This is a genomic window from Nocardiopsis oceanisediminis (genome assembly GCF_048595525.1).
GTDB lineage: Bacteria > Actinomycetota > Actinomycetes > Streptosporangiales > Streptosporangiaceae > Nocardiopsis_A > Nocardiopsis_A oceanisediminis.
The window spans coordinates 3,211,106-3,225,421 of sequence record NZ_JAFMZJ010000001.1; the positions used below are offsets into that span (position 1 = coordinate 3,211,106).

At 75.9% G+C, this 14,316-nt stretch carries 15 protein-coding genes; 8 read left to right on the forward strand and 7 right to left on the reverse strand.

Features of this window, described 5'->3' with window-relative positions; all coding sequences use genetic code 11:
• Positions 1-46: 46 nt before the first annotated feature.
• Together J0910_RS14055 and J0910_RS14060 are read right to left on the reverse strand one after the other, a co-directional pair.
• Positions 47-1,534, reverse strand: coding sequence for a SulP family inorganic anion transporter (locus tag J0910_RS14055; RefSeq protein WP_420158951.1), 1,488 nt, complete (start codon positions 1,532-1,534; stop codon positions 47-49).
• Between the two features lie 305 nt (positions 1,535-1,839).
• Positions 1,840-2,238, reverse strand: a complete 399-nt coding sequence (locus tag J0910_RS14060) for a MerR family transcriptional regulator (protein WP_420158952.1) — start codon at positions 2,236-2,238, stop codon at positions 1,840-1,842.
• 245 nt (positions 2,239-2,483) lie between these two features.
• On the opposite strand from J0910_RS14060, the gene J0910_RS14065 reads away from it, so the two are divergent.
• Positions 2,484-3,227, forward strand: a complete 744-nt coding sequence (locus J0910_RS14065; protein ID WP_420158953.1) for a polyamine aminopropyltransferase — start codon at positions 2,484-2,486, stop codon at positions 3,225-3,227.
• A gap of 467 nt (positions 3,228-3,694) precedes the next feature.
• Positions 3,695-4,789, forward strand: a complete 1,095-nt coding sequence (locus tag J0910_RS14070; RefSeq protein WP_420158954.1) for a C45 family autoproteolytic acyltransferase/hydrolase — start codon at positions 3,695-3,697, stop codon at positions 4,787-4,789.
• A gap of 79 nt (positions 4,790-4,868) precedes the next feature.
• Here J0910_RS14070 and J0910_RS14075 read toward each other — a convergent pair whose 3' ends face one another.
• Both J0910_RS14075 and J0910_RS14080 read right to left on the reverse strand, forming a co-directional pair.
• Positions 4,869-5,471 (reverse strand): response regulator transcription factor, encoded by a 603-nt coding sequence (locus tag J0910_RS14075; RefSeq protein WP_420158955.1) that lies wholly within the window; start codon positions 5,469-5,471, stop codon positions 4,869-4,871.
• Positions 5,468-6,604 (reverse strand): sensor histidine kinase, encoded by a 1,137-nt coding sequence (locus tag J0910_RS14080; protein ID WP_420158956.1) that lies wholly within the window; start codon positions 6,602-6,604, stop codon positions 5,468-5,470. Before J0910_RS14080 ends, J0910_RS14075 begins: the two co-directional genes overlap by 4 nt.
• A 350-nt stretch (positions 6,605-6,954) precedes the next feature.
• On the opposite strand from J0910_RS14080, the gene J0910_RS14085 reads away from it, so the two are divergent.
• Both J0910_RS14085 and J0910_RS14090 read left to right on the forward strand, forming a co-directional pair.
• Positions 6,955-8,208 carry a DUF418 domain-containing protein gene (locus tag J0910_RS14085; RefSeq protein WP_420158957.1) on the forward strand — a complete coding sequence of 418 codons (1,254 nt, stop codon included), beginning with the start codon at positions 6,955-6,957 and terminating at the stop codon, positions 8,206-8,208.
• A 118-nt stretch (positions 8,209-8,326) separates the two neighbouring features.
• A complete protein-coding gene (locus tag J0910_RS14090; RefSeq protein ID WP_420158958.1) occupies positions 8,327-8,668 on the forward strand; it encodes a DUF4333 domain-containing protein in 342 nt (113 codons plus the stop codon).
• A 288-nt stretch (positions 8,669-8,956) separates the two neighbouring features.
• Here the strand turns inward: J0910_RS14090 and J0910_RS14095 are convergent, their stop codons facing one another.
• The gene (locus J0910_RS14095) at positions 8,957-9,574 is read right to left on the reverse strand and encodes a TetR/AcrR family transcriptional regulator (RefSeq protein ID WP_420158959.1); all 618 of its coding nucleotides are present in this window, start codon (positions 9,572-9,574) and stop codon (positions 8,957-8,959) included.
• Positions 9,575-9,645: 71 nt separating this feature from the next.
• Between J0910_RS14095 and J0910_RS14100 the strand changes: the two genes are divergently transcribed.
• Complete coding sequence (locus tag J0910_RS14100; protein ID WP_420158960.1) at positions 9,646-10,209, forward strand: GNAT family N-acetyltransferase; 564 nt, start codon at positions 9,646-9,648, stop codon at positions 10,207-10,209.
• Between the two features lie 129 nt (positions 10,210-10,338).
• Here the strand turns inward: J0910_RS14100 and J0910_RS14105 are convergent, their stop codons facing one another.
• Positions 10,339-10,971, reverse strand: coding sequence for a TetR/AcrR family transcriptional regulator (locus tag J0910_RS14105; RefSeq protein WP_420158961.1), 633 nt, complete (start codon positions 10,969-10,971; stop codon positions 10,339-10,341).
• A 150-nt stretch (positions 10,972-11,121) separates the two neighbouring features.
• On the opposite strand from J0910_RS14105, the gene J0910_RS14110 reads away from it, so the two are divergent.
• Positions 11,122-11,847 carry an SDR family NAD(P)-dependent oxidoreductase gene (locus tag J0910_RS14110; protein WP_420158962.1) on the forward strand — a complete coding sequence of 242 codons (726 nt, stop codon included), beginning with the start codon at positions 11,122-11,124 and terminating at the stop codon, positions 11,845-11,847.
• Between the two features lie 111 nt (positions 11,848-11,958).
• On the opposite strand, the gene J0910_RS14115 is transcribed toward J0910_RS14110, so the two are convergent.
• Positions 11,959-12,582: a TetR/AcrR family transcriptional regulator C-terminal domain-containing protein gene (locus J0910_RS14115; protein WP_420158963.1), complete on the reverse strand. Its 624-nt coding sequence runs from the start codon at positions 12,580-12,582 to the stop codon at positions 11,959-11,961.
• Between the two features lie 81 nt (positions 12,583-12,663).
• On the opposite strand from J0910_RS14115, the gene J0910_RS14120 reads away from it, so the two are divergent.
• A complete protein-coding gene (locus J0910_RS14120) occupies positions 12,664-13,449 on the forward strand; it encodes a DUF998 domain-containing protein (protein ID WP_420158964.1) in 786 nt (261 codons plus the stop codon).
• A gap of 327 nt (positions 13,450-13,776) precedes the next feature.
• Positions 13,777-14,187, forward strand: a complete 411-nt coding sequence (locus tag J0910_RS14125; RefSeq protein ID WP_420158965.1) for a hypothetical protein — start codon at positions 13,777-13,779, stop codon at positions 14,185-14,187.
• Positions 14,188-14,316: the final 129 nt, after the last annotated feature.

Below are 14,316 nucleotides of genomic sequence, written 5' to 3' on the forward strand. Positions count from 1 at the left end.
CCCGCCCCGGCCCCCGGGTTCCTCCCCGGAATCCGCCGGGACTGCCTCAGTGGCCGCCGGCGAGCTCTCCGCTGAGCCGGCCGTGCATCGCGGCGCTGTACTCGTTGAGCCCGATGATCTCCACGGTCTTCCGCCTGGCCGCGTACTTGGCGGTGACGGCGTCCAGCACCGCCACCGTCGAGGCGTCCCAGATGTGGGCGCGGGTCAGGTCGATGACCACGTGCTCGGGGTCGCCGCCGTAGTCGAACCGGTGGACGAGATCGTTGCTGGAGGCGAAGAAGAGCTCGCCCTCGACCACATAGACCGCCTGACCGCCGTCGGGGTCGGTCACGGAGGAGACGCTCACCAGGCGGGCCACCCGCCGGGCGAAGGCGACGAAGGCGGTCAGGGACCCGGCGACCACGCCGACGGCCAGGTTGTGCGTGGCCACCACCGCGACCACGGTGACCGCCATGACCAGGGTCTCGCCCACCGGCATCCGCTTGAGCGCGGCCGGGGACACCGAGTGCCAGTCGAAGGTGGAGACCGACACGATGACCATCACCGCGACCAGGGCGGCCATCGGGATCTGGGAGACCCAGGGGCCGAAGGCGATGCAGAGCACCATCAGGAACACCCCGGCCAGGAAGGTGGAGAGGCGGGTGCGCGCTCCGGAGACCTTGACGTTGATCATGGTCTGGCCGATCATCGCGCAGCCGCCCATGCCGCCGAAGAAGCCGGTGACGATGTTGGCGATGCCCTGGCCGATGGACTCCCGCGTCTTGTCGGAGCGGGTGTCGGTGATGTCGTCGACCAGCTTGGCCGTCATCAGCGACTCCATCAGCCCCACCAGGGCGAAGGCCAGCGAGTAGGGGGCGATGAGGGTGAGGGTGTCCAGGGTGAGGGGCACGTCCGGGATGCCGGGGACCGGCAGCGAGGAGGGCAGCGCGCCCTTGTCGCCGACGGTGGGCACCGCCAGCCCGGCGCCCAGGGTCAGCGCGGTCAGCGCGACGATGGAGACCAGCGGCGCGGGGACGGCCCTGGTGAGCCGGGGGAGGGCGACGATGACCGCCAGGGCCAGGGCGAAGAGCGGGTAGACGATCCAGGGCACGTCGACCAGCTCGGGGACCTGGGCCATGAAGATCAGGATGGCCAGGGCGTTGACGAAGCCGACCATGACCGAGCGGGGCACGAACCGCATCAGCCGGGCCACCCCCAGGGCGCCCAGCGCGACCTGGAGGACGCCGCCCAGGATCACCGCCGCGACCAGGTGCCCCAGGCCGTGGTTGATCGACAGCGGCGCCACGACCAGCGCGATCGCGCCGGTGGCCGCGGAGATCATCGCGCGGCGGCCGCCCGCGATCGAGATCACCACGGCCATGGTGAAGGAGGCGTACAGCCCCACGGCCGGGTCGACCCCGGCGATGATGGAGAAGGAGATCGCCTCGGGGATCAGGGCGAGCGCGACCACCAGGCCGGCCAGTACTTCGGTGCGCAGCACCCGCAGCGGGGGCAGCGCGGGGCGCCGGCGCGCGAGCGTCGTCAGGAGGGTCATGGTTCCGATCTCGGTCAGAGGCCGTGCAGGGGCCGTTCGCGTCGAGCAGAGGTCTTCGGCGGGCAGGGCCGCTCCGGCGGCGCTGCGCCGGGGCGCGATGCGGCCCCGGTCCCGTCCGCGCGGCGGCGCTGCCGCGGATCCGGCCCGGCGGGCGGCCGGGGCGCAATGCACTTCGAAGCGCACGCGGGGCATGCGGCTCGGCGCGCCCCGAACTCTACAGTTACGTAAGAGTCGATTCGGGGCCGCGGGGGTGAGAGAGGACTCACACCCCTCCGGGGGCGGCGCCTCCCCGCGTTCCCGGAGTTCTAGGCGCGGTGCTCGGCGCGGACGCCGCTCAACCGCGCGGTGAAGTCCTCGCACGCCTCCAGCTGCGCGCGCAGCGCGGCGCTGCGCACCTCGACCGCCGTCCGATAGCCGTCCAGCCGCTCCAGCAGGTCGCGGCGGGTCGCGTCGTCGCCGCCCCCGGCGGCCAGCCGGTCCAGGACGTCGATCAGGGCCCGGATGTCCTCCAGTGAGAACTCCAGCGGCTTCATCCGCTTGACCAGCAGCAGCCGCTCGACGTCGTCCTCGGTGTAGAGGCGGAAGCCCCCCTGGGAGCGTGCCGACGGCGGTGCGATGCCCACCTCGCCGTAGTAGCGGATGGTCCGCAGCGACAACCCGGTCCGCTCGGCGACCTCGCCGATCTGCATGCGCTCGGCACCCATGCCGGGAGCACCTCCTCGAGTGGATCCACTTCGACGTCGGAGCCGGGGCCGCCCCGTTCTCGGCGAGAGGTCGGACCGTCCGTCCGTCAGGGAGTGTGCCATGCCGCGCGGTCCGGGCCGCCCGCCTGCGGCGCGGGCGGCGGATCCGGTGAGAAGCGGGCCGCGGTGGGCACCGTCACCGGGTGAGGGGGCGCGCCGCCCGCAGGGCGCGGCCCCGACGACGGCACGACGACGACAGGACCGCGATGAGCACCCGTTTCCGGATACTGGACCTGCGCCCCACGCGCATGGGCGACATCAGCCTGCGGCGCAGGCTGGACCCCGTGCTCGGCCGAGAGGTCCACGAGGTCAAGCTCGGCGAGGAGTTCCTCATGTCGAGCGCGTTCACCGCGGCCGAGGAGGAGATGGCCCGGCTGGCCCTGGCCGAACCGGGGATCCCCGCCGAGGGGGTGCGCGTCGCCGTCGGCGGTCTGGGGCTCGGCTTCACCGCGCGGACCGCCCTGCAGGACCCCCGCGTCGCGGAGCTGACCGTGGTCGAGGCGCTGGCCGAGGTGATCGGGTGGCACCGCGAAGGGCTGATCCCGGCCGGCGCCGAGCTGGCCGCCGATCCCCGCTGCACGCTCCTGCACGGCGACTTCTTCGCCCTCGCCCGCGGAGAGGAGGCGTTCGCGGCGGGCCGGGGCGGCCCCTTCCACGCGGTGCTCCTCGACATCGACCACTCGCCCCGCCACCTGCTCGCCCCCGGCCACGGCGGCTTCTACACCCCCGAAGGGCTGCGCGCCTTCACCGCGCGCATGCTCGGCCGGGACGGCGTCTTCGCGCTGTGGTCCGACGACCCCCCGGAGGAGGCGTTCACCGGGGTGCTCCGGGAGGTGTTCACCGCCGCCCGCGCCGAGGTCGTCTCCTTCCCCAACCCGCTCCGGGGCGGCGAGTCCTCCAACACCGTCTACCTCGCCTCGGGGCCGCGCACCCCCGCCCCGGAGGGCTGAGCGGCCGCCGGACCGGGCGTGCCGCGCGGCGCCCCCGGTCCGGCCCGCGGGGACCCGGACGGCCGCGCCCGGGGCGGCCGGGCCGGCCGGCTCCGGGCCGACGGCGGCGGACGGGGGCGAGGGCGGTCCGCGGCGACCCCCGCCCGACGGGCGGCGGCGCGCCCGCGGCTGCTCGCCGGGAGCACCGCGCTCACCGCGCCGGTCGCCGACGCGCGCCTGCCCGAGTGGTCGCCGCGCCGGCTCGGCGCCCAGGCGCGCGGCTCCATGCACCGGGCGATCCGGCCCTTCCGCACCGGGATCGACGGCGACATCCTGTTCACCGTCACCACCGACGAGGCCGACCTGGAGGGGATCACCGCCACCGGGATCGGCGCACTCGCCCCGGAGGCCGCCCGGGACGCCGTGCTCAGCGCGGCGGAGGCGCGGCCGCGCGGGCGGGCGCCGCCGCACCACCGAACAGGAGTCGCATGCCTTCCGTCCACCGCCTGCTCCGCCACGCCTCCGCCGAGACCGCCCCCGCCGACCGCGGACGCGCCCTGGGCGCCGCCCTCGCCCCGGCCGTCGGCGCCGCCGCCGACGGGTACGACCGGCTGTTCGCCGCGAACGGGGCCCGCCCCGACCAGGTCCGCGCCTGCGGCGAGCGCGCTCTGGAGGCCATCGCGGCCTGGGCGCCGGCCCTGGCCGAGGAGGCCGCCGGCCTGGCCGAGGGAGCCGGGCTCGAACCGTGGCGGCTCGGCGCGCTCAACGCGCGGACCGAGGTGCTCGGCGCCGCCGCGGCCGGCGGGGGAGGGGAGTGCTCCACCTCCGTCGTGCTGCCCGGCGGCGGCGCGCCCCCGCGCACCCTGCAGACCTGGGACTGGCACGCCTTCCTCGCCGGGGGCATGCTGCTGTGGACCCTGGAGCCGCGGCCGGGGCACCGCGTGCACACCTTCACCGAGGCGGGCATCGCCGGCAAGATCGGGGTGAACAGCGCCGGGCTCGGCGTGCACTTCAACGCCCTGAAGCACATCGCGGACGGCCCCGGAACCGGGGTGCCCGTGCACATCGCGGCCCGCCGCATCCTCGACGAGGCGGCCACCGTCTCCGAGGCCGCCGAGATCGCCCGCTCGGCCCGCTACTCGGCCTCCTCGGCCGTCACGGTCGTCTCCTTCGACGGCGAGCGCGGCGACGCGCGCTGCCTGGAGCTCTCCCCGGCGGGCGTGGCCGAGATCGGGCCCCGGGACGGCCGCCTCGCGCACACCAACCACTTCCTCGACCCGGTGCCGGCCCGCGGCGAGCGCGCCGCCGACGACTCCACCACCCGCGGCCGCCTGGACCAGGTCCGCGCCTGCCCGGACGGGCTCGCCGCCGGGCACCCGGCCGACCGCGCGGCCGCCCTCGCCGGCCACGGCGGCGACGGCGGCGGCCTCGTCTGCGTCCACGGCGACCCCGCCGCCCCCTTCCACGAGCGGTGGGACACCCTCGCCGTGATCGCCCTGGACCTCGCCTCCCCGCGCCTGCTCGTCCACCCCGGCCGCCCGTGCACCGCCGCCGAGGGGCACTGGGAGGACTCCTCGGCCTGACCGCCCCGGCGGGCCCGGCCGGAGCGCCGTCCGGAGCAGGTGCGACCGGGGGCGCCGGCCCGCCTTCCGCGGCCGGCGCCTACAGCCAGTCGTGCTCGCGCGCGTACCGGGCCGCCTCGTGCCTGGTCCTGGTCTGGGTCTTCTGCATCGCGTTGGAGAGGTAGTTGCGCACCGTCCCCTCCGCCAGGTGGATCCGGGCGGCGATGTCGGCGACCGAGTAGCCCTGGCCGGTCTCGCGCAGCACGTCGATCTCGCGGTCGGTGAGCGGGCAGTCGTCGATCAGGGCGAGCGCGGAGACGTCGGGGTCGATCCAGCGCCTGCCCGCGTGCAGGGCGGCGATGACCTCGGTGATGTGCGAGGGGTCGGCGGACTTGCTGACGAAGCCCTGGACGCCGAGTTTGAGGGCCTTGCGCAGCACGCCGGGCCGGGCGTGCCGGGTGAGCATCAGGACGACCTGGTCCGGCAGGGTGCGGCGGATCTCGGCCACGGCGCCCAGGCCGTCGGTGCCGGGCATCTCCAGGTCGATGACGAGCACGTCGGGCCGGTGCTCCAGGACGGCCCGCGCCGCGGCGTCCCCGTCTTCGGCCTCGGCGAGCACGGTGACGTCCCCCTCGAGGGGGAGCAGCGCGGCCATGGCCTTGCGGAGCAGGGCCTCGTCGTCGGCGAGCACCACGGTGGTCATCGGTCGTCCTTCCGCGTGGTCGGGGCGGCGCCGGAGCGCCGGTGGGGGAATGTCGCGGCCGTCCGGAAGAGGCCGTCCCGCTGCTCCACCGCCAGCTCGCCCCCCTCGTCCGCCACCCGGTCCCGGAGGGCGGCGAGCCCGCTGAGCCGGGGGGCGCGGCCCTCCGGGGCGCCGTCGTTGACGACGGTGATGCCCTCCCCGGTGAGGGTGATCCACACCTGCCCGGCCTGGGCGTGGCGGAGGATGTTGGTGGTGGCCTCCCGGAGGACCTGGCCGAGCAGCTCGCCGGCGGGGGCGTCGGCCCCGCGGTCGACGTGCACGCCGATGCCGGCGGCCTCGAAGAGGTTCTTGGCGTTCTCCAGCTCCGCGGACAGGTTGAGGCGCCGCTGGGCGTAGGCGAGCTCCTTGGTCTGGGCGATGGTGTCGCCGACCAGGGTGCGCACCTCCTCCAGCTCCCGCTCCACCTGCGCGGCGTCGCCGTGCAGCAGCTTCTTGGCCAGGGTCACCTTCAATTTCACCACGTGCAGGGTGTGCCCCTGGATGTCGTGCAGGTCGCCGGCGAAGCGCACCCGCTCCCGCATGACGGCCATCTCCGCCTCCCGCTCCCGGGCCTTCTCCAGCTCTCCCAGCAGGTCCTGGACCGCGTAGCCGAGGACCGCCAGGACGGCTCCGCCCACGGCCACGCAGAGCGAGACGAGGACGTACTGGAGCAGGACCTCCACCGCGTCCTCCCAAGCCACCGCCAGCTTCGCCGCGATCACGGCGGCGGCGAAGGCGGCGAGCCCCGCGATCGCGGCCCGGCGGCGGCGCGGCAGCTCGAGCACGGTGACGGTGGCCACGACGGCGAAGCAGTAGGAGGCGGTCGAGGCGTCCGCGACCAGCACCCCGGCGGCCCATACGGCCGCGGTGGCGGCCAGGGCGGGGACCGCGATCCGGGAGAAGCCGCCCGCGGCCCACCGGTTGAGGGCCACCAGGGTCACCACCAGGCCCGAGCCCAGGAGGGCCGCGTCCCACCAGGAGTCGGAGTCGGTCGCCACCAGCAGCGCCCCGATGGCGGAGACCGCGCCGGTCACGATCTCGAGGTTGAGCCTGCGCAGCCGGCCCTGCGTGTTCTCGGTCTGCTCGGACGTCACGCGTGTCCTTTCCGGGTCGTCTGCGCGGCCGCCGCGCGCGCCGCCCCGCCGCGGGCCGGCCGGGGAGAGGCGCCTCGTACGGAGGCGGTCCCGCCCGCACCCGTGCACGGGGCCCGCGGGGCCGGCCGCCGGGGGCGTGCCCCCAGTCTGCTCACCTCCCGCCGCGCCCACCAGTGACACGGCGTCACGGGTCCGCCCGTGCGGACGTCACGGGAGACCGGTGACGCGGCCGCACTGCCCCGGACCGGCCCCGGCGGGCGAAGGTGGCACCGCGCCCCCGGGCCGGCCCGCGCGGCCGCCTCCGGCCGGGCCCCGCCGACCGCCACGACCAGCACCGGGAGCCCACCGCCATGACGACCGACCGCACCGGCGCCCCGCCCGCGGAGACCGCCACCGGACCCCCGGTGCGCCCCACCCCGGTCTCGGAGCGGGTCCTCGCACCGGACCTCGCCCGCGGCATGATGCTGCTGCTGATCGCCCTGGCCCATGTGCCGTGGTTCCTCTACGAGGCGCCGGCGGGCGCGGCCCTGCTGCACCCCGCCGAGGGCGGCCTCGCGGACCGGGTCGCCCAGGCCCTGACCCTGGTCGTCGTGGACGCCCGGACCCACACCATGTTCGGTTTCCTCTTCGCCTACGGCATCGGGCAGATGTACGCCCGGCAGGCGTCGCGCGGCACGGCCCCGAGGGAGGCCCGCCGGCTGCTGCGCCGCCGGCACCTGTGGATGCTCGCCTTCGGCGCGGTCCACGCCGTCCTGCTGTGGCAGGGCGACATCATCGGGGTCTACGGCCTCATCGGGCTCATCATGGTGCCGCTGTTCCTCGGCCGCACCGACCGCACCCTCAAGGCCTGGGCGGCCGTCCTGCTGGTCCTGGGCGCCCTGTTCACCGCCGTCTCGGCGGCCGCGTCCCTGGCGGCCCCGGGCGCGGCCGCGACCGCCGCGGCCGACCTGCAGCGGCTCAGCATCGCCGAGACGGGCTACCCGGCCTCCGCCGCGATCCGCTTCCCGACCTGGCTGTACGCCCTGTTCTCCGGGGTGTTCACCCTGGCCCTGCCGACGGCGTTCCTCATCGGCCTCCTCGCGGCGCGGCACCGCATCCTCGAAGAGCCGTCCCGGCACCTGCGGCTGCTGCGCCGGGTCGCGGTTCCGGGCATCGCCGCGGGGTGGACCACCGGCGCGGCGCTCGCCCTGCAGCACACCGGCGTCCTCGACGTCGCCCCCGAGGCGGCCCTGTCCGGGCTGCACTTCTACACCGGGATCTTCACCGGGGTGGGCTACGCCGCCCTCTTCGGCCTCATCGCGCACCGCATCACCGCGCGCGGCGCCCGGGACCTGCCGCCGGTACGGGCGCTGGCGGCCCTGGGCCGCCGCTCCCTCAGCGGCTACCTCGCCCAGTCGCTGGTGTTCGCCCCGCTCCTGGCCGCCTGGGGCCTGGGTCTGGGCGCGCTCCTGTCGAGCTGGTCGGCGGCGCTGGTGGCCCTCGGCACCTGGCTGCTCACCGTGGCGGCGGCGTCCCTGATGGACCGCGCCGGCGTGCGCGGCCCGGCGGAGGCCCTGCTGCGCAGGCTGACCTACCGCCCGTCGCCCCGCCCGGCCCCGGAGTAGGGGAGCGGCGGCGGGCCCGCCCCGCCCGCGGACGGCCGCCGATCCCCGGGAACCGGGGAGAGGGCCCCCGCGTCCCAGGCCGAGGAATCACGTCATCGGATGAAACGAGGGAATCGGAATGGGAACCCAGAGCCGGAACCGGGCGGTCGCGGGGACAGGGCTCGGCGCGCTGGCGGTGCTGCTCACCGCCGGCTGCTCCTTCAACGCCAGTATCGGCGGCGCCGCCGCGGTCCCGGCGGACGAGGTGGCGAAGGAGGCCGCCGCGGTCCTGGAGGAGCAGGTCGGCCAGGCGCCGGACGACCTCACCTGCCCCGAGGACCTTCCGGCCGAGGTGGGCTCCTCGATCCGGTGCGAGCTCACCGCGGGCGGCGAGACCCTCGGGGTCACCGTCACCACCACTTCGGCCGAGGGGAGCGACGTGAACTTCGACGTCGAGGTCGACGAGCAGCCCGCGGGCTGACCCCGGGCCTTCCGGCGCCTCCGGGAGCCGCCGCCCCTCGGCGGGCGTGCGCGCGAGCGCACCGAGGCGGCCCCGGGCCCCGGGGCGGTGCGCCGGCCCCGGGCGACGCCGGCCCGCAGCGTCGCCGCGCAGACCGCAGAGCCGGGGAGAACCACCGCCGACCGGACCGCCCGGGATGAACGGGAGCGGGACGGCGGTGAGCACGAGCGGGCCGGCGGCGTCCGCTCCGTCCGGGCCCTCGGCGCCCGGCGGGCCCCGCCCGGCCGCACCGGGGAGGCGGGCCCGGGGTCAGGGCGCTCCGGCCAGGCGGGCGACGCTGTCCCGGACGGTCCGCTCCCAGCCCAGGCGGGCGGCGGCGACCGCCCCCGCCAGGTGCGGGGCGGAGCCGAGGGCGACCGGGTAGCCGGCCTCCGGTGCCGGCGCGTCCCGGTGGCGGGCGTGCGCGATGGCCAGCCCGGCCACGAGCGCGGTGAGCGAGTAGGAGCGGGCGAGGACCTCCTCCTCCGGGACGCCGGCCTCGCCGAGCGCCCGGCACAGCGCGTCGGCCAGCCGCAGGTAGGCCGGGCCGAGAGGGGTGCGCGCCAGCACCGCCGGGGCCGCCCACGGGTGCTCGGTCAGGTGGCCGAACCACCGGGTGAGCAGCTGCGGCGCGTCCCGCCCGCCGCCGGCGACCCGGTCCAGGTCGCGGGCGAGCACCTCGTCGAGCGCGAGGTCGAGGAGGTGGTCCTTGGTCCGGACGTGCCGGTACAGGCTGGACGGGGCCGCCCCCAGCTCTTCGGCGACGCTGCGGACGGAGAGCGCCTCCTCCCCTCCCCGGTCGAGGACGCGGGCGGCCGCGCGCGCGATCCCCGGCACGCTCAACCGCCGCTCCCGCTGCTGCGCCGACGGGCTGACCCAGTAGGACACGGAACCTCCGGATGGTCGATGGCGCCGCCATGGTAGCTTAAGCGATCATCGTTCGCTTAAGGAGGCGGGTCATGGCGGAGCGGACCGCACTGCGCGGGCTCTTCCCCAGGGAGCACCGAGGGGTCGTGCTCAGGCCCCTCGACGCCGGGGACGCCGAGGAGTACGCCGCGGGGACGCGCGATCCGGAGGTGGCGCGCTTCGCCCACCTCCCGCTGCCCGAGTACACCCCCGACACCGTGCGCCGGATCGCCGCCTGGGAGGTGTCCAAGGGGCTCGACTCCGGCGACCTCGCGGTGCTGTCCATCGTCGACGCGGACGGCGGCGGCTTCCTGGGCAGCCTCGTCCTGTTCGACATCACCGAGCACCAGGCCGAGGTCGGCTTCTGGCTCGCCCCCGGCGCGCGCGGCCGCGGGGTCGCGGTGCGCGCCGTCGCCGCGGCCGCCTCCTCCGCCCGCGCGCTGGGGCTGACCGCCCTCGTCGCGCGGACCGCCGAGGACAACCGCGCCTCCCGGCGCACGCTCGCCGCGGCCGGCTTCACCCGGACCGGGGACCCCGAGGAGACGACGGCCCCCAGCGGCCGGAAGGCGGTGACCCTCGGCTACCGCCTCGACCTGGCCGAACCCGACCGGGACTGACCGGGGCCGGCCGGGGCCGCCCCTGGGCGCCGAGGCCGCGGCGGGGAGGGCGGGCGCCCCCGCGCCTCGCCCCCCCGGCCCGCCGTGCGCCCTTCCGGGCGCCGGCCGCACGCCCCCGGGGAGTGGCCGCTACGCCTCGTCGGTGAGGCCCGCCAGCGCGTCGTGGACCTGCTGCGGGGTCGGCGGAGCGGAGGGCAGCGGGCCGCGGGCGGCCTCGGTGCGCAGGCCGTCGAGGAGGAAGGCGATGCCGCGGCGCCAGGCGTCCGGGGCGGCGCCGGCGGTTGCGCGGGCCAGCGCGGCGTTGGCCCCGAGGGTGAACACGAGGTCCGCGCCGGTGAAGTCGGGGCGCAGGGCGCCGGCCTCGTGGGCCCGGGCGATGATCCGCTCGGCGGCCTCCATCGCCCGGCCGCAGACGGCCATGAGGCGCTCCGAGCCCGGGTGGCGCCCGCCGACGACGTCGGCGACCGCGGGGTCGGTGGCCTGGAGCTCGCAGAGCCCCTCCACGTAGTGGGCGAACCCCTCCCAGGCGTCCTCGAAGGCCAGGGCCCGGCGGGCGGCCTCGTCGAGGCGGTCGGAGGCCAGGTCGGCCACCACCTCGTCGATGAGGGCCTCGCGGCCGCCGAAGAGGTTGTAGAGCGTGCCGTGGCTCACCCCGGCCCGCCGGGCGATCTCCTTCAGCGGCACCTGCAGGCCGCGCTCCCGGAAGAGCTCGGCGGCGGCCGCCCGCAGCTTCTCCGCGTTCCGTTGCGCGTCGGCCCGCATCCGCTTCGTTCCTCCCGGTCCCGGCTCTGACGCCCCATCGTCGCATCCCCTGCGGCCGATGCAACTCGACCCCGGGGTCAACGTGTGTGCTACCGTCGCGACACAAGTTGACCCCGGGGTCAAGATCTCTGGAGCGAGGAGCGCCGCCCCATGTCCAAAGTGATCGCCGTCTTCGGCGCCGGCACCGGCCTCGGCGCCTCCGTCGCGCGCCGGTTCGGCCGCGAGGGCTTCCGCGTCGCCCTGGTGGCCCGCCGCAGGCCGCGCCTGGACGCGCTCGTCGACCGGCTCGGGGCCGAGGGCGTCGAAGCGGCCGCCTTCACCGCAGACCTCTCCCGCCCCGCCGAGGTGCCGGGCCTGATCGCGGACATCCGCGACCGCTTCGGCCGCATCGACGTGGTCGAGTACGGGCCCGTCGGCGGTGGGCAGGGCTTCACCCCGGCCGCCCGGGTGGACGCCGCCCTCCTGCGGGAGTACATCCCGCTGTTCCTGCTCACACCGGTGGAGGTGGTCCGCGCCGTGCTGCCGGAGTGGACCGGGCGCGGCGACGGCGCCTTCCTCATGACCGGCGGCACCACCGCGGTCCACCCCGCCCCCGGCCTCAGCGGCCCGGGCCCCGTCGGGGCCGCCGCCCGCAACTACCTGCACTCCCTCAGCGCCGAACTGGCCCCCGCCGGCATCTACGCGGGCTCCCTCGTGGTCGGGGCGATGATCGCCCGCAGCGAGATGGGCGAGCGGATCACCGCCGCCGGCGGCGGTGAGCGGCCGCCCGCCGAGATCCCGGTGGTCGACCCCGACGACCTCGCCGACCGGTACTGGGAGATGTACACCGAGCGCGACCGGGTCGAGCTGATCCACCCCGCCCCCGAGGCCGGATAGGCCCGCGTCCGGCCGATCCGGTCCGCCCCTCCCCGCCGCCGGCCCGGCCCCTCCGGACGGGCGGGCGGCCGCGGGCCGGAGAGGGACCGGGGGACCCCGCCGCGGCGGCGCTCAGCGCTCCGGCGGCCGCCCGGGGGCGCCGGCGGAGAGGGCGGCCCCGATGCCGTCCAGGAGGTAGGCGAGCCCGTCCTCGAAGGCCTCCGGGCCGTCCGGGGAGCCGCCCTCGCCGATGGCCGCGGCCAGTACGGGGGAGGCCTCCGCCCGCCCGGGTCCGGGAGGGTGCCCGCGGCCGAGGCGCGCCTGCTCCTCCAGTACGAAGCCGGACACGAACGCGCCCAGTGCGGTGATCGCGCGCATCGCCTGCAGGGGGGTGAACCCCCGCTCCGCCAGTGCGGCCAGCTCCCGCTCGAAGGCGGCGACGGCCTCGGGCCCCGCGCTGGACCCGGCGACCAGGCGGGCGCCGTCGCGGTGGGACAGCAGGACCCTGCGGCGCTCCCGGGCGCGCCGGGCGAGCCAGTCGCGCCAGTGCTCGCCCTCGCGCGGGGGCCCGAGGTCCTGCCTCTCCTGGACGGCGCCGGCCATCTCGTCCAGCAGCTCCTGCTTGCTGCGGAAGTGCCAGTAGAGCGCGGGGGACTTGACCTGCAACCGGGCGGCCAGGCGCCGCGTGGTCAGCCCGTCCAGGCCGGTCTCCTCCAGCAGCTCCAGCGCCGCGCTCACGATCGTCGGGCGGTCCACCGCACGCTCCCCCCATTGACTCCTTATCAATGGTAAGGCAGTGTTTCCGGCACGCCGCTTATCAAAGATAAGGAGTTGGGGATGCGCCCACGTCCGACCAGGTTCCTGCTCGCCTGCGGCCTGGCCGTCCCGGCGCTGTTCCTCGGAGTGGTCCTCGCGGAAGGGGCGCTGCGCCCCGGCTACGAGCCGCTGCACCGGTTCGGCAGCGAACTGGCCCTGGGGGAGCGGGGCTGGGTGATGACCGCGAACTTCATCGCCACCGGCGTCCTGGCCCTGGGCTTCGCCCTGGGGCTGCGGCGCGCACTGGCCGGCGGCCCCGGAGGCGCGGCCGCCCCCGCCCTGGCCGCCCTGTTCGGGCTCTGCCTGATCACCGGCGGCCTCTTCACCACCGACCCCGAGCCCGGCTACCCGGAAGGCGCCGCCGTCCCGGCCGAGCCCACGCTGCACGGCATGGTCCACGACGCCAACCCGGTGCCGTTCTACCTGTCGCTGACGGCCCTGGCATGCGTGCTGGCCCGCCGCTTCGCCGCCGAGCCCGGCGGGCGCCCGTGGGCGCTGTACTGCGCGGCCACCGCCGCCGCGGTCCCGGTGACCTTCGCGATCGCGGCCGCCCTGCACGACCCGGACGCCGCATCGGGCACCTTCCACGGCCTGTGGCAGCGCATCAACCTGGCCATCGGCCTCGGCTGGATCGCCGCCGTCGCCCACCGCCTCCTGCGGTCACCGCTCGAGGCGGCACCACCGGCCGCTGCGGCCTCAGAGCCGGCGGGCCCCTGCCCCCTCGGGTCCTCGGGCGCGGACGGCGACCGGCCCGGCACCCCCTCAGGCCCCCGGAGCGGGAGGTCCGGGCGGGGCCTAGACGAGTGATTCCAAGGGGGCGCCTGGTCTGAGCATGAGACGAGGGAGCCCATGGCCATGTTGTGACGCAAGACCGGAACTCCCTCGCCGGCGCACGCTACGACACCATCGGCCGGCTGCTGGGGCACCGCGTAGCGTTGGCGAAACAAAGTGCTGATGTGAGCAGGGTTTCTATGAGGGAGCGGTTCACGGTCAAGGGTTTCGCAGCGGGTTTCACCTCCGGCGCCGTTTCTTGCCTGGTCGTTGTAGGCGGATCCTGTTCGGCGCTGCGCTCGGCAGAGGAAGAGAACGCAGTGACGGCACCTGTCGGAGAACCACTTCGGCGATGTTTTCGACATGCGGAGCGAGTGGATGGACAGGCCGGAGGAGAGGATCTCCTACACCATCACGTCGGTGGGGACGGAAGACGGCGGCGAGGAAGGGGCGAGGAATTCCACCCTCACTCTGGGTATTGTGAACAACGCCGATCGCCACGTCGAAGACCTCTACCCGGATGTCAGGTGCGGTAACGGAAGGGAAGAGGATCTGGTCCTCTCCCGGGAGGAGGCGAGAGGGGAGTACCCGAGCGGCCTGGAACCAGGAGAGGGAACCCTCGGTATGACCATGGAGATCGGCTGTGAGTTTTCTGAACCGACCTATCCGGAAGATCTGGTCGTCACGGTGCCGCGGAAGGGCGAAGAGGTGACTTTCGTGGACCCGGTGCGCGGGGTGGATCGGATGAAGTGGCGCCACGAGTTCGATGCGTGAGTGTTGTGCCCGCCCACGCAGAAAACTCGGCTGGGAGGCCCCGGCCGGGCACCTCGCCGCAACCGACTGACCTCATGTGTTGCGACGACCGTTGGACTTCACCGGGAGCGGGGCGCTTTCGCTGTGTCC